This is a genomic window from Pseudomonas coleopterorum (genome assembly GCF_900105555.1).
Classification (GTDB): Bacteria; Pseudomonadota; Gammaproteobacteria; order Pseudomonadales; family Pseudomonadaceae; genus Aquipseudomonas; species Aquipseudomonas coleopterorum.
In genome coordinates, this window is sequence record NZ_FNTZ01000001.1 from 4,220,992 (window position 1) to 4,241,132 (window position 20,141).

Annotated in this window: 13 protein-coding genes; 4 read left to right on the plus strand and 9 right to left on the minus strand. The window is 63.7% G+C overall.

What is annotated here, in order from left to right; translation table 11 throughout:
* Nucleotides 1-59: 59 nt before the first annotated feature.
* The 7 genes from BLV18_RS19050 to glnE all read right to left on the minus strand — a co-directional run bounded on the left by BLV18_RS19050 (nucleotide 60) and on the right by glnE (nucleotide 8,798).
* Nucleotides 60-812, minus strand: coding sequence for a lipopolysaccharide kinase InaA family protein (locus BLV18_RS19050; RefSeq protein WP_090360901.1), 753 nt, complete (start codon nucleotides 810-812; stop codon nucleotides 60-62).
* Entirely contained in the window at nucleotides 809-1,543 is a 735-nt protein-coding gene (locus BLV18_RS19055; RefSeq protein ID WP_090360906.1) for a lipopolysaccharide kinase InaA family protein, read from the minus strand. Before BLV18_RS19055 ends, BLV18_RS19050 begins: the two co-directional genes overlap by 4 nt.
* Entirely contained in the window at nucleotides 1,543-2,349 is an 807-nt protein-coding gene (gene rfaP / locus BLV18_RS19060; RefSeq protein WP_090360909.1) for a lipopolysaccharide core heptose(I) kinase RfaP, read from the minus strand. Before rfaP ends, BLV18_RS19055 begins: the two co-directional genes overlap by 1 nt.
* Entirely contained in the window at nucleotides 2,346-3,467 is a 1,122-nt protein-coding gene (locus BLV18_RS19065; RefSeq protein WP_090360912.1) for a glycosyltransferase family 4 protein, read from the minus strand. The genes rfaP and BLV18_RS19065 overlap by 4 nt, the downstream gene beginning before the upstream one ends.
* On the minus strand, nucleotides 3,467-4,531 hold the full coding sequence (gene waaC / locus BLV18_RS19070; RefSeq protein ID WP_049861449.1) for a lipopolysaccharide heptosyltransferase I: 1,065 nt from the start codon (nucleotides 4,529-4,531) through the stop codon (nucleotides 3,467-3,469). The genes BLV18_RS19065 and waaC overlap by 1 nt, the downstream gene beginning before the upstream one ends.
* A 1-nt stretch (nucleotide 4,532) precedes the next feature.
* Nucleotides 4,533-5,582 (minus strand): lipopolysaccharide heptosyltransferase II, encoded by a 1,050-nt coding sequence (gene waaF, locus BLV18_RS19075; RefSeq protein WP_090360914.1) that lies wholly within the window; start codon nucleotides 5,580-5,582, stop codon nucleotides 4,533-4,535.
* A gap of 171 nt (nucleotides 5,583-5,753) precedes the next feature.
* Nucleotides 5,754-8,798 carry a bifunctional [glutamate--ammonia ligase]-adenylyl-L-tyrosine phosphorylase/[glutamate--ammonia-ligase] adenylyltransferase gene (gene glnE, locus BLV18_RS19080; RefSeq protein ID WP_244156898.1) on the minus strand — a complete coding sequence of 1,015 codons (3,045 nt, stop codon included), beginning with the start codon at nucleotides 8,796-8,798 and terminating at the stop codon, nucleotides 5,754-5,756.
* A gap of 382 nt (nucleotides 8,799-9,180) precedes the next feature.
* Here glnE and aceE point away from each other — a divergent pair, with 382 nt between their 5' ends.
* The 4 genes from aceE (at nucleotide 9,181) to msrA (ending at nucleotide 17,500) form a co-directional block, all read left to right on the plus strand.
* Complete coding sequence (gene aceE, locus BLV18_RS19085) at nucleotides 9,181-11,826, plus strand: pyruvate dehydrogenase (acetyl-transferring), homodimeric type (RefSeq protein ID WP_056844631.1); 2,646 nt, start codon at nucleotides 9,181-9,183, stop codon at nucleotides 11,824-11,826.
* Nucleotides 11,827-11,837: 11 nt separating this feature from the next.
* A complete protein-coding gene (aceF, locus tag BLV18_RS19090; protein ID WP_090360917.1) occupies nucleotides 11,838-13,799 on the plus strand; it encodes a dihydrolipoyllysine-residue acetyltransferase in 1,962 nt (653 codons plus the stop codon).
* Between the two features lie 294 nt (nucleotides 13,800-14,093).
* Nucleotides 14,094-16,784, plus strand: a complete 2,691-nt coding sequence (locus tag BLV18_RS19095; RefSeq protein ID WP_090360920.1) for a sensor domain-containing phosphodiesterase — start codon at nucleotides 14,094-14,096, stop codon at nucleotides 16,782-16,784.
* A gap of 68 nt (nucleotides 16,785-16,852) precedes the next feature.
* Nucleotides 16,853-17,500 carry a peptide-methionine (S)-S-oxide reductase MsrA gene (msrA, locus tag BLV18_RS19100; RefSeq protein WP_090360923.1) on the plus strand — a complete coding sequence of 216 codons (648 nt, stop codon included), beginning with the start codon at nucleotides 16,853-16,855 and terminating at the stop codon, nucleotides 17,498-17,500.
* Nucleotides 17,501-17,503: 3 nt separating this feature from the next.
* On the opposite strand, the gene BLV18_RS19105 is transcribed toward msrA, so the two are convergent.
* Complete coding sequence (locus BLV18_RS19105; RefSeq protein ID WP_090360925.1) at nucleotides 17,504-18,343, minus strand: 23S rRNA (adenine(2030)-N(6))-methyltransferase RlmJ; 840 nt, start codon at nucleotides 18,341-18,343, stop codon at nucleotides 17,504-17,506.
* A 161-nt stretch (nucleotides 18,344-18,504) separates the two neighbouring features.
* The gene (gene putP / locus BLV18_RS19110) at nucleotides 18,505-19,992 is read right to left on the minus strand and encodes a sodium/proline symporter PutP (protein WP_090360928.1); all 1,488 of its coding nucleotides are present in this window, start codon (nucleotides 19,990-19,992) and stop codon (nucleotides 18,505-18,507) included.
* Nucleotides 19,993-20,141: the final 149 nt, after the last annotated feature.

Here is a 20,141-nt window from a genome sequence, read left to right on the forward strand (position 1 = left end):
GAGCGGGGCGGGCGGCCGAGCCCTCTGCCCGCGAAGAGGCCAGCTGCAGCGACACCCATCTACCGCCCTTCCTTGTGACTGCGACGGCGGCTCAAGCGTTGAAGCCAGGCGTCGACCAAAGGGCTGGTTTCAGGCTGAGCCAGGTACGCGGCCAGCAACACCCGGATATCCGCCGCCTGCCAGCGCGGTGCCCGGCGCAGCAGCGGTTCCAGGTCCTTGGCGCGGTCGCGCTGGCCGAACAGCAATGGCCGGGTTTTTTCCAGGTCGATCAACTGCGCCTGATACCCGCTCGCCGTGGCGCGCAGGAAAATGTGCTTGGGGTAGAAACAGCCATGCACCTGTCCTGCCGAATGCAGGATGCGCCCCAGTTCGCCGACCGCCACCAGCACCGCGCGGCGCGTATCGGGGGTCAAGGTCGGCCATTGCTGCAATACCGCGTCAAGGTCGGACCAGCCGTCCAGCGCGCGAGTCATGAGCATGGCGCGGGTATCGCCCTGAACCTGCCGTTGACCGTAGAACACCGCCTGCAAGGCCGGAATCCCCTGCTTGCGATAGCGGCTGATGTTGCGAAACTCGCGGGCAAAGGTCGGCTCGCCAAACGGTCGGGCCAGGGTCCGGGTCAGGTAGTTGCTCTGGCGCTTGAGGTAGAAGCCGCGGCCTTCCAGATCCAGGCGGTACACGCTGCTCCAGCCGCCACGACCGGTGTTGGGTTCATCCACGGCGTCCAGTTGCAGGTTCCACAGTGCGTCGAACGTGGCCAGCCCGTGGCGCTCGAGCAAGGCGCGCTCCTCGCTGGCGATGAAGTCGCTCATTCGCGGCCCTCGAAGAATTTGACGATTTTGCGCACGCGCAGCTTGTCCGACGCATTGAGCCTTTCGCGGCGGCGGTACTGCAGGTAGAAGCGCAAACGCTGGGTGTTGGACAGCTCGCGCTTGCCCAGTTTGTCCAGGCAGGCGAGGTCCTTGATGATGCGATAGCGCAGCATGAAGCTGCGCCAGAACGCACCATTGGGGCAGTCGATGAAGTACAGCACGTCCTTGTCGTCGACCAGCAGGTTGCGCCACTTCAGATCGTTGTGCGTGAAGTGGTTGTCGTGCAGGGTCCGTGTGTGTTGCGCCAACTGGCGGCTGATGTGGTCGACCCAGGCACGGTTACGCAGGCGTGGATCACCGCTCAGTGCCAAGTGATGCAGATCTTGAGTGTTGGCCAGCTCGCGAGTGATCAGCGCCCCGCGGTCATAGCTGGCGCCGTTGCGCTCAAGCCCCCAGGCCACCACCTCAGCGGTGGGAATACCCCATTTGGCGAAACGCTTGAGGTTCTGCCATTCGGCCTTCACCCGTGGCTTGCCCAGATGAGCGCGCAGGCCCTTGCCTGCGCCCACGTAGCGCTTGACGTAATAGGTGACCCCGCCGCGCTGCACGCGAATCACCTCCGACAACGGGTCGCGGGTCAGACGCTCGCCGGTCAGGGCGAACACCGCTTCCAGGCTGCCGAAGTCGGTCTGCAGGTGTTCGTAGCCCGCTTCCAGATTCCAGCCGGCCATCAGAGCGCGTCCCCGTAACGTTGCTTGCGGTCGTACAACTTGTTCGCCTTGCCGTCGAGCCAGCCGAGCAGCTGCGCTTCGTCCTTGAGCACGCGGCGTAGCGGCTGCTGGAAATAGTCACGCAGGAAGCGCAGCTTGTCGCGGCGCGTCAGGCCGATGTCCAGCGCCGAGAAATACAGCGCGGCGAGGTCCTTGTCGCGCCAGCGACGGGTGATGCGCGGCCGCACCTGCGCGCGGTGCAGATCGATCACCGACAGCTTGAAATCCGTGGCCGTGACCGGCTTGTCGGTGTGCAGCAGAAAGTGGCAGATGTAGCAGTCGCGGTGATTCACCCCGGCGCGGTGCATCATGCCGACCAGGCGTGCCACCTCGGCGATCAGGGCGCGCTTGAGCGCAGGCTCGGGTGGCTGCTTGACCCAGTTCAGGCTCAGCACTTCCAGGTCGATGGTCGGCGCCAGCTCCTGGGTGATGATGAACGAATGCTGATCGGCCGGGTTACTGCCGTGCTCGCCGTAGGCCACCGCCGTCATGCTCGGCACGCCGGCTTCACGCAGGCGCTGGATGGCTTTCCATTCCTGGCCGGCGCCAAGCACCGGGAGCTTGGCGGTGAGCAGGTTCTTGGCGATCTCCGCCCAGCCGATGCCGCGGTGGATCTTGACGAAATAGCCCTTGCCATCGACTTCGGTGCGCAGCGTACGGCGCGCTTCGAGTTCGCGGAACACTTCGCCTTGCAGCGCCTCGACGGCCACGAACGGATCGCGCCCGGCCCACAGCGTCTTGAACGGCTCCTCGAGCACCAGTTTCATGGTCGCGCCTCCAGGATAACGTCGGCGGCGTGCTCGGGCATGCTGTAGATGTCGGCGCTGTCGGCGAACGCCAGGCCATTGGCCGACCAGGCGGCTCGCGCGCTGTCGTCTTCGAGCATGCGCTGCAGGTAGCGGTTGAGCTCTTCCTGCTCGAAGGGTTCGCTGAGCACCAGCCCGGCGTCGGCCTCGGCGATATAGTGGGCGTAGCCACACACCGCCGACACCAGCACCGGCAGGCCGGCCACGGCGGCTTCGAGCAGTACGGTGCCGGTGTTCTCGTTGTACGCCGGGTGGATCAGCATGTCAGCGCCAAGCAGGAAGCGCGGAATGTCGCTGCGGCCCTTGAGGAACTGCACCCGGTCGCCCAGGCCGAGCGCTGCGCTCTGCATCTGGAACAGCTTGGGGTCGTCCTGGCCGATGACCATCAGCCGCACGCGCTTGCGCAGCGCCGTCGGCAAGGCCGCCATGGCCTTGAGGCTGCGATCCACGCCCTTGGTCTTGAAGCCCGAGCCGATCTGCACCAGCAGCAGTTCGTCGTCTTCGAGCATGAATTCACCGCGGAACTCGGCGCGGATCAAGGCCGCATCCGGCGGCGCACGGCGGTCCTGGGCAATGCCCGGCGGCAGCAGGTGGAAGCGCGCCAGCGGGGTGTCGTAATGCTTGATGAACAGCGGTTGCTGGACTTCGGAAATCATCAGGATTTCGGTCTTGGCGTCGCGCCCGAACACTGCGCGTTCGTAGTCGGCGAAATGCTTGTAGCGACCCCAGTAGCGATACAGCGAATGGCGCAGGTTCTGCGCCTTGTCCTCATAGCAGCCGTCGGCGGCGTAGTAGACATCCAGGCCGGGCATCTTGTTGAAGCCGATCAGGCGGTCGACTGGACGCTTGGCCAGGTCGGCCTGCATCCAGCTCAGCAGTTTCTCGTTACGGCGATGGTTGAAGAACGCCTTGACCGGCGCGACCTGCACCTCGAAGCCTTCGGGCACCTCGCCCTCCCAGATCAGCGTGTAGACGCGGATGCTGTGGCCACGGCGCTGGCATTCCAGGGCAATGCGCATGAAGTCGCGCTGCAGGCCACCGAAGGGAAAATATTTGTAGAGCACGAATGCCAGTTGCATCAACGAAGATCCTCGGCCAGTAACACGGCGCTCAATCGGCTTGCCACGCGCTCGGGATTGAGCCGGGTGAAACACAGCGGCCACTCGCGTTTGAGATCGAACCGACGCTGGTCATCCGGCGTCGGCTGGTAGGTACATTTTTTCTGCATGCAGGGTGCGCACGACGGGTAATCGCTGGCCAGGTGGACCTGGCTGCGACCGTAGGCGCCGGTCAGGCCGACGTTGGTCGGCCCGAACAGGGAGATGGTCGGCACGTCCAGGGCGGCGGCCAGATGACCAAGGCCGGTGTCGACCGCCACGCAGGCACGGGCCTCGGCCAGGGTCTGCGCCATCCCGGCCAGATTCAACCTGGGCAGCACGACGCAGTTCTTCAGGCCGGCGGCAATGCGTTGCGCGCGCGCCTGTTCGGCTTCGTTGCCCCACGGCAAGCGCACCTGGATGTGAGCATGGCCAAGGCGTTCGGCCAGCTCGCGCCAGTAGATTTCCGGCCAGTGCTTGGTGTCCCAGGTGGTGCCGTGCAGGAACACCACGAACGCCGGGCCAGGAATCAGATCGCGCCATTGCAGACGGTTGAGGCCATAGTCGCCGGTGCCTTCGGGCAGATCATAGCCCAACGCCAGGGCGAACAGCTGGCGCACGCGTTCGACCGCATGCTGGCCACGCGCGACCGCCAGACGCCGATGATAGAACCGACTGGCCAGGCCTTCGCGCGCCGAGCCCTTGTCGAGGCCAGCCACCGGGGCCTTGACCAGGCGTGTGAGCCAGGCGCTCTTGAGCAACCCCTGGGCATCGATCACCAGGTCGTAGCGGTTGGCGCGCAGGCGCTGACGCAGTTGCTTGAATTCACCGCTCTTGTAGGCCTGCCAGAGGTTCTTGCGCCAGCGACGGATGGCCACCGGAATGACCGTGTCCACGGCCGGATGCCATTTCGGAATCTCGGCGAAGCCCTCCTCCACCACCCAGTCGAAACGGATGCCCGGCACGGCTCGGGCCGCATCGGTCAGGGCCGGAAGGGTATGAATGACGTCGCCCATGGACGAGGTCTTGATCAGCAGTACCCGCAATTCATTCCGCCTTGACTGTCAGTTCGACCGTGGCCGGCCCTTCCACCTGCTGCAACGCATCGGCAACCCGCTGGGGTTCCAGCAGGCGCAGGCAATTGTAGTGGCCGAAGCGGCAGGTGCGGTCGAAACACGGGCTGCAGTCCAGGCCCAGGCGTACCACTTCGACCTTTTCCGCCAAGGGTGGCGTGAAGCCGGGCGAGGTCGAGCCGTACACCGCCACCAGCGGTCGGTTGAGCGCGGCAGCCACGTGCATCAGGCCCGAATCGTTGGAAACCACGGCGTCGGCGCAGGACATCAGGTCGATGGCTTCGGCCAGGGCGGTCTCGCCGGACAGGTTATAGGCTTCCTCGCGCAGGCCCGGAATCAGCCGCTCGCGAATGGCCTCGCCTACCGGGAAATCCTTCTTGGAACCGAACAGCCAGACCTGCCAGCCTTCGCGAATCTTGATCTCGGCCACTTCGGCGTAGTGTTCGGACGGCCAGCGCTTGGCTTCGCCGAACTCGGCGCCGGGGCACAGGGCAAGTACCGGACGGTCCAGGGCCAGGCCGAACTTGGCCAGCGCGGCGTCGCGGCTGGCCGGGTCGATGCGCAGCTCGGGGCGCGGATACGGCTGCGGCAGCAGGGCGCCGGGCTCGAAGGCCAGGGCCATGAAGCGTTCGATCATCAACGGGTAGCGTTGCTTGTCCAGCGTGCGCACGTCGTTGAGCAGGCCATAGCGAAACTCGCCACGCCAGCCAGTGCGCTTGGGGATGCTGGCGAAGAACGGCACCAGCGCCGATTTCAGCGAGTTGGGCAGCAGGATGGCCTGGTCGTACTGACCCTTGAGGCTTTTTCCGATGCGTCGGCGCGTGGCCAGTTCGAGCGCGCCGTGGCCGAGCGGAAAGCTCAAGGCCGCGCGCACTTGCGGCATGCGCTCCAGGATCGGGCGGCTCCATTCGGGTGCCAGCACGTCGATCAGGCAATCGGGGTGCCGTTGCTTGAGGCTCTGGAACAGGGTCTGTGCCATTACCATGTCACCGACCCAGCTAGGCCCAATGATCAGAATTCTCATAGTTTTCCAGAACAGTCAGTCGGGTGGTGCTGGTTTTGCAGGTCGGGGTGTTCATGAGGGCCTCTTCGCGGGCAGAGCCCGCTCCCACCAAAGCCCGCGCCACATGCGGTCAACTGTGGAGCAGGCTCTATTGTGGTGCCCGCGAAGAGGCCCGCACAGGCACCATCGAATTCAGCTCAACCCCAGCTCACCCCAGATCCGCATCACCTCGCGCCGTTCATCGGTGAACTGGTCGCCCGGGATCACCCCGGCCTGCTTCTGCAGGGCCTGGCGATGGGCGGCCGAGCGGTAGGCTTTATAGGCTTCGCGCAGCAATCCGGCATCGGCGGCGGGCAACAATCCGGCCTCTTCCAGGCCTTCGAGAATGCGAATGTTGTCGGTATAACGCAGCAGGTCCGGGTGTTTGCCCGACCACGCCAGAGCCGCGTATTGCACCATAAATTCGATATCGACGATACCACCGGCGTCCTGCTTGACGTCAAAGCGCTGGCCAGCTTCGAAGGCATTGGCGCCGCGACCAGCCCCAGTCTGGCGCGTACCCAGGTTGTCGCGCATCTTCGCGCGCATGTCGCTGACCTCGGCGCGCAAGGTGTCCAGGTCGCGTGGCTTGGCCAGCACCGCGCCGCGCACCCGCTCGAACGCCTCACCGGTCTGGCGACAGCCCACCAGCACCCGGGCGCGCACCAGGGCCTGGTGCTCCCAGGTCCAGGCCTCGGTCTGCTGATAGCGCGAGAACGCCGCCACCGAACTGACCAGCAGCCCCGCCGCGCCAGAGGGGCGCAGGCGCATGTCGACCTCGTACAACTGGCCGGAGTTGGTCTGCGCGGTCAGCAGGTGGATGATGCGCTGTCCCAGGCGGGTGAAGAACTGGGCGCTGTCGATCGGCTTGGCGCCATCGGTTTCCAGGCTCGGGTCGCCGTCGTGGATGAACACCAGGTCCAGGTCCGAGCCGTGCCCCAGTTCGATGCCGCCGACCTTGCCATAGCCGACGATGACAAACGCCGGATCGCAGTCGCTGCCATCGGGCCGCTTGGGTACCCCGTGGCGGGCCACGGTCTGACGCCAGGCCAGCGCCAGCACCTGCTCCAGAATCGCCTCGGCCAGCCAGGTCAGGTAATCGCTGACCTTCATCAGCGGCAACCCACCGGCAATTTCCGAGGCCGCCACGCGCAGGTTGTGCGCCAGCTTGAAATGACGCAGCGCTTCCATCTGCTGTTCCAGGTCGTCCTCGGGGATGCGGGTGAGCCGTTCACGCAGCTCGGCCGCCAGCTCCGGTGCCAATGGCGGGTTGAACAGGCGCGCCTCGTTGAGCAATTCGTCGAGCAGCAAGGGGAAGCGGGCGATCTGCTCGGCGATCCATGGGCTGGCGGCGCACAGAGTCAGCAGGCGACGCAGCGCATCGGGGTTTTCCGTGAGCAGCACCAGGTACGCCGAACGCCGTGCCACGGCTTCCACCAGCGGCAAGACCCGCTCCAGGATCAGGTCCGGGTCGGCGTGTTCCACGGCCTGGGCCAGCAGCCGCGGGATGAAAGCATCCAGACGTTCGCGGCTCAGGCGCTGCATGGCGCGCAGTTGCGGGCTGGCGCGCAGGTCTCCGAGGCGCTTGAGGGCCTGGCGCGCGTCGCTGAAACCGGCTTCCTGCAGTTGTCGGCAGGCCGAATCGGCGTCGTGGGTTTCTTCCCACAACGGCAGCCATTCGCCGCCGATCACCAGAGCATCGCTGGCCTCGGCGTCTTCATCCGGGTCGGCGATCACCTGCGCGAAATGCCAGGCGGTGCGGCTGCGCCAGTGCATCAGGCGCTCATGGAAGGCTGACCAGTCGGCAAAGCCCATCATGAAGGCGATGCGCGCACGGTCCAGCTCGTCATCGGGCAGCATCTGTGTCTGCCGATCGGCGATGGCCTGGATGGCGTGCTCGGTGTAACGCAGGAATTCATAGCCCTCGCGCAACTCATCGACCACTGCAGCCGGCAGGTAGCCCTGCCCCTCCAGGGTCGCCAGCACCTTGAGCAAGGGTCGCTGCTGCAGGCTCAGGTCACGCCCGCCGTGGATCAGTTGGAACGCCTGGGCGATGAACTCGATTTCGCGGATGCCCCCGGAGCCCAGCTTGATGTTGTCGGCCATGCCCTTGCGTCGCACTTCCTGCTGGATCAACTGCTTCATGGTGCGCAACGCGTCGATGGCCGAAAAGTCCAGGTAGCGGCGGTAGACGAACGGTCGTAAAAGGTCGAGCAACTGCGCACCGGCCTGCTGGTCGCCGGCCACCACGCGCGCCTTGATCATGGCGTAGCGTTCCCAGTCGCGCCCCTGGTCCTGGTAATACTGTTCCAGCGCGTTGAAGCTGAGCACCAGAGCGCCGGATGAGCCATAGGGGCGCAGGCGCATGTCGACGCGGAAGACGAAACCGTCGACGGTGATCGGGTCCAGGGCCTTGATCAGGCGCTGGCCTAGCCGGATGAAGAACTCCTGATTGTCGAGCGGACGCTTGACCCCTTGGGTTTCGCCGCCTTCGGGGTAACCGAAGATCAGGTCGATGTCGGACGACAGGTTCAGCTCCACCGCGCCCAGCTTGCCCATGCCCAGCACGACCATGTGCTGTTGCTCGCCGCTGCGCCGGCCCATGGGCGTACCGAACTGCTGGCAGTGGCGCGGGTACAGCCATTGGTAGGCCTGGTCGATGCAGGCGTCGGCCATGTCCGACAGGTCGCGGCAGGTCTGCACCAGGTCGGCCAGACGGTTGAGGTCACGCCAGATTATGCGCACCTGTTGTCGCGCACGCTGGCGCCGCAGGGTGCGCGCCAGTTCGTCTTCACTGTCTGCCTGGGCCACGGCCTGGGCGATCTGTTCGCGCAATTCACCAGGCTTGAAGGGTCGGTCCAGATCGCCGCTGGCGATGAGGTCGAGCAGCATGGCGGGGTTCTGGATGGCTTGCTGCAGGACGAAGTCGCTGGCTGTGGTGACGCGGTCCCATTGTTGCCAGCGGTCGGTGGGCCAGTCCAAAGGTGTGGTGACTGGGAGGGCCTCTTCGCGGGCAGAGGGCTCAGCCGCCCGCCCCGCTCCCACATGGACTTCAGCAACACCACGCACACTGTGGGAGCGGGCTCTGCCCGCGAAGAGGCCCTCAGCCCCCACCACAGCAGCCTGGAACGACTCGCGATTGCGCGACACCAAAGGCATGAGAACGGCCGGAATTTCGACCAGCAAAGGCAGGTTCATGGTCTATCCTTGTGCAGCGTGAAGAGCCCAGTAAAGGTCTGTATAGACAGGTTCATCTGTCCCTGAACTGTCGAACAAAGGTGATAAATAGCTAAATCCCGACTGAACTTGGCAGAATTATCTCCAGCACAGCCTGCAGTCGAATACATTCGATCACAGGTTGCGATGCAAGCCACAACCGGACAGGGGGCCAAAAGCCTGTATCCTGTGTTTCCCCCGCTGCCCTCCACCCGCAAGGGCATGAAAAGGGCAGGGATTTGTAGTAAAACTACGGCGCGCCGGAAAAGCTGCCGGTAATCCAAGAATTCAATATCGTCTGCCCACAAGGCCAGTCGCAAACTCAGGCTTCGATTCTGGAAGCCTTTCCGCCCTGGAGCAAGCCATGCAAGACCTCGATCCCGTCGAAACCCAGGAATGGCTGGATGCCCTGGAGTCGGTCCTCGACAAAGAAGGCGAAGACCGCGCTCACTACCTGATGACCCGCATGGGTGAGTTGGCCACCCGCAGTGGCTCACAACTTCCTTACGCCATCACCACGCCGTACCGCAACACCATCCCCGTCACCCACGAAGCACGCATGCCTGGCGACCTGTTCATGGAACGCCGCATTCGCTCGTTGGTGCGTTGGAACGCACTGGCGATGGTGGTCCGGACCAACCTGCGCGACCCGGATCTGGGCGGCCACATCTCCAGCTTCGCCTCCAGCGCGACCCTGTACGACATCGGCTTCAACTACTTCTTCCAGGCGCCGACCGACGAACACGGCGGCGACCTCATCTACTTCCAGGGCCACGCCTCGCCTGGTGTCTACGCACGCGCCTTCATGGAAGGCCGCATCAGCGAAGACCAGATGAACAACTTCCGCCAGGAAGTGGACGGCAAAGGCCTGTCCTCGTACCCGCACCCTTGGCTGATGCCTGATTTCTGGCAGTTCCCGACCGTTTCCATGGGTCTGGGTCCGATCCAGGCGATCTACCAGGCACGCTTCATGAAGTACATGGAAGCGCGCGGCTACATCCCGGCCGGCAAGCAGAAGATCTGGTGCTTCATGGGCGACGGCGAGTGCGACGAGCCCGAATCCCTGGGTGCGATCTCCCTGGCAGGCCGCGAGAAGCTGGACAACCTGATCTTCGTCATCAACTGCAACCTGCAGCGCCTCGACGGCCCGGTTCGCGGCAACGGCAAGATCATCCAGGAACTCGAAGGCGTGTTCCGCGGCGGTGGCTGGAACGTCAACAAAGTGGTTTGGGGCCGTTTCTGGGACCCACTGCTGGCCAAGGACGTCGACGGTATCCTGCAGCGTCGCATGGACGAAGTCATCGACGGCGAGTACCAGAACTACAAGGCCAAGGACGGCGCGTTCGTCCGTGAGCACTTCTTCAATACTCCGGAACTCAAGGCCATGGTCGCCGACCTGTCCGACGACGAGATCTGGAAGCTCAACCGTGGTGGCCACGACCCGTACAAGGTCTATGCGGCCTACCATCAGGCGGTGAACCACAAGGAACAGCCGACCGTCATCCTGGCCAAGACCATCAAGGGCTACGGCACCGGTGCAGGCGAAGCCAAGAACACCGCGCACAACACCAAGAAGGTCGACGTCGACAGCCTGCGCAAATTCCGCGACCGCTTCGACATCCCGGTCAAGGACCAGGACCTGGAAAGCCTGCCGTTCTACAAGCCTGAAGAAGGCAGCGCCGAAGCGCGCTACCTGAGCGAGCGCCGTGCTGCCCTGGGCGGTTTCGTGCCGCAGCGCCGGGCCAAGAGCTTCAGCGTTCCGACCCCGCCACTGGAAACCCTCAAGGCGATCCTGGACGGTTCGGGCGACCGTGAAATCTCCACCACCATGGCTTTCGTGCGGATCCTGTCGCAGCTGGTCAAGGACAAGGAAATCGGTCAGCGCATCGTCCCGATCATCCCGGACGAAGCCCGCACCTTCGGTATGGAAGGCATGTTCCGCCAGCTGGGCATCTACTCTTCCGTCGGCCAGCTGTACGATCCCGTCGACAAAGACCAGGTGATGTTCTATCGCGAGGACAAGAAGGGCCAGATCCTCGAGGAAGGCATCAACGAAGCCGGCGCCATGTCGTCGTTCATCGCTGCTGGTACCTCGTACAGCAACCATAACCAGCCGATGCTGCCGTTCTACATCTTCTACTCGATGTTCGGTTTCCAGCGTATCGGCGACCTGGCCTGGGCCGCCGGCGACAGCCGTACCCGTGGCTTCCTGATCGGCGGCACCGCCGGCCGGACCACCTTGAACGGCGAAGGCCTGCAGCACGAAGACGGCCACAGCCATCTGCTTGCCGCGACCATCCCGAACTGCCGCACCTATGACCCTACCTACGGCTACGAGCTGGCGGTGATCATTCAGGACGGCATGAAGAAGATGACCGAAGAGCAACAGGACATCTTCTACTACATCACCGTGATGAACGAAGCCTACACCCAGCCTGCCATCCCGGCCGGCGCCGAGGAAGGCATCATCAAGGGCATGTACCTGCTCGAGGAAGACACCAAGGAAGCGGCGCACCACGTCCAGTTGCTGGGTTCGGGCACCATCCTGCGTGAAGTCCGCGAAGCGGCGAAGATCCTGCGCGAAGAGTTCAACGTCGCAGCCGACGTATGGAGCGTCACCAGCTTCAACGAACTGCGCCGCGACGGCCTGGCCGTGGAACGCTCGAACCGCCTGCACCCTGGGCAGAAGCCGCAGACCACCTACGTCGAAGAATGCCTGAGCGGCCGTAAAGGTCCGGTCATCGCGTCGACCGACTACATGAAACTGTTCGCCGAGCAGATTCGTCAGTGGGTTCCTTCCAAGGAATTCAAAGTCCTGGGTACCGATGGCTTCGGTCGCAGCGACAGCCGCAAGAAGCTGCGTCACTTCTTCGAAGTGGACCGCAACTTCGTCGTGCTGGCTGCCCTGGAAGCCTTGGCAGATCGCGGCGATATCGAAGCCAAGGTGGTGGCCGAGGCCATCGTCAAGTTCGGTATCGACCCTGACAAACGCAACCCACTGGACTGCTGAGGAGATTTTTTGTGAGCGAACTCATTCGCGTACCTGACATCGGCAGCGGTGAAGGTGAAGTCATTGAATTGCTGGTCAAGGTCGGCGACCGCATCGAGGCCGAGCAGAGTCTGCTGACCCTCGAGTCGGACAAGGCCAGCATGGAAGTGCCGGCGCCCAAGGCGGGCGTCGTCAAAAGCATCAAGGTCAAGCTGGGCGACCGCCTGAAAGAAGGCGACGAACTGCTGGAGCTGGACGTCGAGGGTGCTGAAGAAGCGCCCCAGGCTTCCGAGCCTGCCGCCGCGCCCAAGCTGGAAGAGAAAGCCGAGGCCACGCCTGCCGCTGCCCCGGCCGCCGCTCCCGCTGCCGCCTCTTCGAGCCAGGACATCCACGTGCCGGACATCGGTTCGTCGGGCAAGGCGCAGATCATCGAGATTTCGGTGAAGGTGGGTGACACCGTCACCGCCGATCAGTCCTTGATCACTCTGGAATCGGACAAGGCGAGCATGGAGATCCCTTCGCCTGCCGCAGGCGTGGTGGAGAGCATCAGCGTCAACCTGAACGACGAAGTCGGCACCGGTGACCTGATCCTCAAGCTGACTGTCGAAGGCGCAGCCCCCGCTGCTGCCCCGGCCGCCGCTGCTCCCGCGCCTGCCGCGGCGGCGCCTGCACCGGCTGAAAAGCCGGCCGCAGCGTCTGCCGGCGACAGCGTGCAGGACATCCATGTGCCGGACATCGGTTCGGCTGGCAAAGCCAAGATCATCGAAGTACTGGTCAAGGCCGGCGACACGGTCGAGGCCGATCAATCGCTGATCACTCTGGAATCGGACAAGGCCAGCATGGAGATTCCTTCTCCGGCTGCCGGCGTGGTCGAAAGCATCAGCGTCAAGCTGGAAGACGAAGTCGGTACCGGCGATCTGATCCTCAAGCTGAAAGTGGCTGGCGCTGCACCTGCGGCGCCTGCCCAGGCGGCAGCCCCTGCCCCTGCACCCGCCGAATCGAAACCAGCTGCCGCACCTGCACCTGCTGCTGCCGCTGAAAAGCCTGCTGCCGCACCGGCCAAGCCCGCCGGCGCCAAGGTTCATGCCGGCCCGGCCGTTCGCCAGTTGGCGCGCGAGTTCGGCGTCGAATTGAGCGCGGTGAGCCCGACAGGCCCACACGGCCGCATCCTCAAGGAAGACGTGCAGGTCTACGTCAAGGCGATGATGCAGAAGGCCAAGGAAGCACCGGCCGCTGCGGCCGGCGCTACCGGTGGTGCGGGCATTCCGCCGATTCCAGTCGTCGACTTCAGCCGCTTCGGTGAAACCGAAGAAGTGCCGATGACCCGCCTGATGCAGGCCGGTGCCACCAACCTGCACCGCAGCTGGCTGAACGTGCCGCACGTGACCCAGTTCGACCAGGCCGATATCACCGAGCTGGAAGCGTTCCGCGTGGCGCAGAAAGCCGTGGCGGAAAAGGCCGGCGTCAAGCTGACCGTGCTGCCGTTGCTGCTCAAGGCCTGCGCGCACCTGCTCAAGGAACTGCCGGACTTCAATGCTTCGCTGGCCCCTAGCGGCAAGGCGATCATCCGCAAGAAGTACGTCAACGTCGGCTTCGCGGTCGATACGCCGGATGGCCTGCTGGTACCGGTGATCAAGAACGTCGACCAGAAGAGCCTGCTGCAACTGGCAGCTGAAGCCGCGGCCCTGGCTGAAAAAGCCCGGACCAAGAAGCTCTCGGCCGACGACATGCAAGGCGCCTGCTTCACCATTTCCAGCCTCGGGCACATTGGCGGCACCGGCTTCACGCCGATCGTCAACGCGCCGGAAGTGGCGATCCTGGGTGTTTCCAAGGCCACCATCCAGCCTGTTTGGGATGGCAAGGCGTTCCAGCCCAAGCTGATGCTGCCGCTGTCGCTGTCCTACGATCACCGCGTGATCAACGGCGCCGCCGCTGCCCGCTTCACCAAGCGTCTGGGCGAGCTGCTGACCGACATCCGTACCATGCTGCTGTAAGGCTGGCCGGATAAGAAAAACCCACCTCGCGGTGGGTTTTTTTTGCCCCGAATTTGACCCCGAAGTTCATTATTCGCACGCAACCCATACGGTAGATGCCTTCATCACCCGGTATTTTCGGATCCAATTCCAGAATTTTGTGCGCCTGCCGACAACATGGAAGCACCGAGCCACTGTATCGCTTGTAAGCCCGAGCGCCATGATGCAACCTTGCCCCACGCGCGAGCCTGTAGGGACCCCAGCCTGTAGGGATTGTCGTCTCTGCGCGACCAGTACTCTTGAAGCGAGTGTTCAATGAAAAGCCAGCCCGATGCCGCCAACCGCATGGTGGCCGAGGTAGTGACGCAGTTGCCGGTGCCCTCGCGCCTGGGCATGCTGCGTTTCGAGCGGCTGAACGAGGCCAGTTGGGCCTTGCTTTTCCTGGATCCGAACTGCGAGCGCGTCTTTGGCCTGCCGGCGGCGGAGCTGTGCTCCCTGACCGGCTCGCCGTATGCGTGCCTGATGGAGCCGGCGGCCCGTCATCGTCTGCACGATGCCATTCAGGCGCAATTGGTCGACAGCACCCATTACGTCGTGCGCTATACCCTGCACAGCAACCAAGGCAGCTTGCACCTGATGGAGTTGGGCGAGGCGTTTCGCCAACGCAATCGACAGCTGTTGCGCGGCTACCTGGTGGTCGTTGACGATGCCGTCGATAGCGTGTCCGACAATGCTGCGCAGCCAAACGACGTGAGCGGTCCGTTGCAGATGGCGCTTGAACTGAACCAGTTGGCGCAACGCGAACAATTGCAACATCTTGAGCGCGCCAGCGCCCAGCAGGCCTTGATCCTGAGCCTGGCCCAGCAGCGCTACGGCACTCACAAGCCTTTGCTCGAAGCGGCGGAGCTGATCACGCGCAACGCCTGTGACATCTATGCCGTGGATTGCGCCAGCCTGTGGAATTTGCAGGGTCAGCAATTGCTGCCCATTACTGCCTACTATCGCGAGCGCCAGGCCCATGGCTGCCCGCAGGCGGTAGACCTGAGCGACTACCCGGACTATCTGACGGCGCTGCACACCAGTCGCGCTATCGACGCCAGCGATGTAGCCACCGATCGGCGCACGTGCCAGTTGGCGCCGTTGCTGGCGCTGCGCGACGTCCACTCCGTGCTCGATGCCAGTATCCGCATCGACGGTCAAGTGGTCGGTGTCCTGTGCCTGGAGCAGAGTGGCGGCGGACGTGTCTGGCGCGCCGACGAGATTGCCTTCGCCGGCGAGCTTGCCGACCAATTCGCCCAGGTGATCAACAACCATGACCGCCGCGCTGCCACCAGCGCCTTGAATCTGTTTCAACGTGCGGTGGAACAGAGTGCCAATGCCTTTTTGCTGGTCAATTGCGATGGCGTTGTGGAGTACGTCAATCCCAGCTTCACCGCGATCACCCAGTACAGCACCGAGGAAGTCCACGGCAAGCGCCTGGCGGATCTACCGGCTCTGGAAAACCTCAGTGAACTGCTGTTCGACGCACCATCGAGCCTGGCCAACGGCAACAGCTGGCAAGGCGAATTCAAGAGCCGGCGCAAGAACCTGGAGCCCTATTGGGGGCAGCTGTCGATCTCCAAGGTCTACGGCGATGACCGTGAACTGACCCACTACATCGGTATCTATGAGGACATCACCCAAAGCAAGCTGGCCCAGCAACGCATCGAGCGTCTGGCTTATACCGACAACCTGACCAATCTGGGCAACCGCCCGGCGTTCATCCGCAGCCTGGACGAAAGCTTCGCTCACGACAGCGACCGGCCGATCAGCCTGATGCTGGTGGACATCGATAATTTCAAGCGGATCAACGACAGCCTCGGCCACCAGACCGGTGACAAGCTGTTGGTCAGCCTGTCGCGTCGCCTGCGCAACAGCCTGAGCCCGGCCGGCAGCCTGGCACGCTTTGCCAGCAACGAGTTCGCCGTGCTGCTGCACGATACCGACCTGGAGGCCGGCCAGCGTATCGCCCAGCAGGTGCTGCTGACCCTCGATAAGCCGATGTTCGTGGACAACCAGTTGATCAACGTCACCGGCTCCGTGGGCCTGGCCTGTGCGCCGCTGCACGGGCGCGACCCGCAGACCCTGATGAAAAACGCCGGCCTTGCCCTGCACAAGGCCAAGGCCAACGGCAAGCACCAGGTGCAGGTGTTCACCGAAGCGCTGAACGCCGAGGCCAGCTACAAGCTGTTCGTGGAAAACAACCTGCGGCGCGCCTTGACCCAGAATGAACTGGACGTGTTCTACCAGCCCAAACTCTGCCTACGCTCGGGTCGCCTGCTAGGCATGGAGGCGCTGTTGCGCTGGAACCATCCGGAAAAAGGCATGATCCGGCCCGATCAGTTCATCAGCGTGGCCGAAGAGACCGGCTTGATCATCCCCATCGGCAAGTGGATCGCCCGGCAGGCCTGTCGCATGAGCAAGGCCATGACCGCCGCTGGCCTCGGTCGCCTGCAGGTGGCGATCAACCTGTCGCCCAAGCAGTTTTCCGACCCCGACTTGGTTGCTTCCATCGCCAATATTCTGCAAGAAGAAGCGCTGGACGCCTCGTTGCTGGAGCTGGAGTTGACCGAAGGCTTGCTGCTGGAAGCCACCGTGGACACCCATCAGCAACTCGACCAGCTCAAGCGCCTGGGCCTCACCTTGGCCATGGACGACTTCGGCACCGGCTATTCTTCGCTCAGCTACCTGAAGAAATTCCCCATCGATGTGATCAAGATCGATCGCAGCTTCATCCACGAGATCCCGGACAACCAGGACGACATGGAGATCACCTCGGCCGTGATCGCCATGGCGCACAACCTCAAGCTCAAGGTGGTGGCCGAGGGCATCGAGACCGCCGAGCAACTGGCATTCCTGCGCCGTCAGCGCTGCGATGTGGGCCAGGGCTATCTGTTCGACAAGCCGATTCCCGGCGCCGAGCTGATCGAACGGCTCAAACGCTACCCCCGCGGCCCGGCGGTCTGACGTTCTTGGCGAATTCGGGCAAACTGCAGGTCTGAGGGTTTGCCCGCACACGAGAGAGGAACAGCACGATGGTCCTGCGTTCGGAAATTCTGGTGAAGAAACAAGACTTGCCCACCGCGCAACAGGCCCTGCCCGGCCGGGACACCGCGATCAGTGTACCGGAGGCGCACTTCGTCAACGGCAAGCCGCTGCAGGGTCCCTTTCCCGAGGGACTGGAAACGGCAATTTTCGGCCTCGGATGTTTCTGGGGCGCGGAACGTCGCTTGTGGCAGCAGCCTGGCGTGTACACCACGGCGGCAGGCTACGCCGGCGGTATGACGCCCAACCCGACCTACGAGGAAACCTGCTCGGGCCTGACCGGGCACAGTGAAGTGGTGCTGGTGGTGTTCGACCCGCAGGTGACGTCCTACGAAGCGTTGCTGAAGGTCTTCTGGGAGTCGCACAACCCGACCCAGGGCATGCGCCAGGGCAACGACATCGGGACTCAGTACCGCTCGGTGATCTACTGCACAAGCCCGCAGCAACTGGCCGCCGCAGAGGCGACCCGCGAGGCTTTCCAGGCCGAGCTGACCGCAGCCGGACACGGTGAGATCACCACACAGATCGAACCGGCGCCGACCTTCTACTACGCCGAGGCGTATCACCAGCAGTACCTGGCCAAGAACCCGCAGGGCTATTGCGGGCTGGGCGGAACCGGGGTGTGCCTCACTCCCTGAGGGTCATTCGGCGATCAGCCAGTCCATCTTCCAGCCACCCTGGCTCTGGCCGAGCAGATTGGCCAACCAGGGCATCAGCGTGTTGAGCTCTTCTTCCAGCCCCCATGGTGGGTTGGAAATGACCAGGCCCGAGCCGTTCAGGCTCTGTGGCGTGTCCAGCGGGTGCACCAGCAGCTCTACGCGCAGAAGCTTGGGCGCGCCGCTGCTGGTGAGTTCCTGGTAGAAGCGCTTGAGGGCGCGCGAATCGTCCTTGATCGGGTACCAGATGGCGGCCACGGTCTGGCGCATGCGGCCGATGGTTTCCTTCATGGCCTTGGCGCAGCGCTGCAACTCGTCCAGCTGTTCGAATGGCGGATCGATCAGCATCACCGCGCGCTTTTCGGCCACGGGCAGCAAGGCTCGCGGCACGTGCCAGCCCTCGCCCAGGTGCACCGCAACCCGCGGGTCTTTCTTCATGTTGTCCTTGAGCAACTGGCCATCGTCCGGGTGCTTTTCGTTGAGCAGCACGCGGTCCTGCTGGCGCATCAGCCGCCGCGCCAGTTCGGGCGACCCTGGGTAGTAACGCAGCTCGCCTTCGGCGTTGAGGCGGTTGATCACCTTGACGTAGTCGTCCGTCAGCGCGGGGCGGTCGGTGGCTTGCCACAGGCGGGCGATGCCTTCGAGCCATTCACCGGTGCGGGTCGCCTGGTCGCCGCTCAGGTCGTACAGGCCGAGGCCGGCATGGGTGTCGATATAGGCGAACGGCTGTTCCTTGCGCGACATCAGCGCAACCAACCGGGTGAGGACGATATGTTTGAACACGTCGGCGTGATTGCCGGCGTGGAAGGCATGACGATAGTTCATGGGGACTCCTGCAGATGGGCAGGAGTCTAGCATTTCAGACAGAATTTTTGCGGTGACCCTTTGGCGGGCAGAGGGCTCAGCCGCCCGCCCCGCTCCCACAGGACGGCGGAGAACATGTGGGAGCGGGCTCTGCCCGCGAAGGCGATCGCCCAGGCACTGCATCACTTGCCTTGGTGGAAAGCCGCCTCGGCGCGTTCGAAGCGGCTGATCATGGCCGGTGACGGACCATGGCCCAGCTTGCTGACGATCACGATGGCCAGGCTGGCAAACGCGAAGCCCGGAATGATCTCGTACAACCCCAGCAGCTCGAAGTGTTTCCACAGGATCACCGTCACCGCGCCCACCAGAATGCCGGCCAGGGCGCCGTTGCGGGTCATGCCTTTCCAGACCACCGAAATCAGCACCACCGGCCCGAACGCCGCGCCGAATCCTGCCCAGGCATAGCTGACCAGACCCAGCACGCGATTGTCGGGATTGGACGCCAGCCAGATCGCGACAAGCGCCACCAGCAGCACCATCATGCGGCCGACCCAGACCAACTCGCGCTGAGACGCGCCCTTGCGCAGGAACGCTTTGTAGAAGTCCTCGGTCAGGGCACTGGAGCACACCAGCAACTGGCAGCTGAGGGTGCTCATCACTGCCGCCAGGATGGCCGACAGCAGCACGCCGGCAATCCACGGGTTGAAGAGGATCTTGGCCAGTTCGATGAACACCCGCTCGTGGTTTTCATTGACTGCACCTGCCAGCCCGGGGTTGGCAGAGAAATAGGCGATGCCGAAAAAGCCCACGGCCACGGTGCCGCCCAGGCAGAGGATCATCCAGGTCATGGAAATGCGCCGGGCCTTGGCAATGGACTTCACCGAGTCGGCGGCCATGAAGCGGGCCAGGATATGCGGTTGGCCAAAGTAGCCAAGGCCCCAACCCAACAGCGAAACGATGCCGATGAAAGTGGTGCCGCGCAGCATGTCGAAGTTGGCCGGGTTCTGCGCCTCGATGGCCAGGAACGCCGTGTCGACACCGCCGGTGGCCAGCACTACGACGATGGGCGTGAGGATCAGGGCGAAGATCATCAGGGTGGCCTGCACGGTGTCGGTCCAGCTCACCGCCAGGAAGCCGCCGACGAAGGTGTAGGCGATGGTCGCCGCGGCGCCAGCCCACAAGGCCGATTCATAGGACATGCCGAAGGTGCTTTCGAACAACCGCGCGCCGGCGACGATGCCGGATGCGCAATAGATGGTGAAGAACACCAGGATCACGACCGCAGAGATGATCCGCAACAGACCGCTGGTGTCTTCGAAGCGCCCGGCGAAATAGTCCGGCAAGGTCAGCGCGTCGCCGTTGTGTTCGGTCTGCACGCGTAGCCGGCCCGCGACGAACAACCAGTTCAGATAGGCGCCGATGATCAGGCCGATGGCGATCCAGCCCTCCGAAAGGCCGGACATGTAGATCGCCCCCGGCAGGCCCATGAGCAGCCAGCCGCTCATGTCCGAGGCACCGGCGGACAGCGCCGTGACCACGCTGCCAAGGCTGCGTCCGCCGAGAATGTAGTCGGAAAGATTGTTGGTGGATCGGTAGGCGAACAGTCCGATCAGGACCATGGCAGCGATGTAGATCACGAAGGTGATCAGCGTGGGGTTGCTGACACTCATGGGGTGTCTCCTTGATTTGTTTTTATGAGCCAGCGAGCGCGCTCAGGCGCTTCGCGTGCGGGTCGGCAGATTGCAAAACGTCTCGATTGGATGGAAGGGCCCGAACTTTAGGCCTGCTCTACGAACAGGCGCAACCCTTTTGGCAAGGT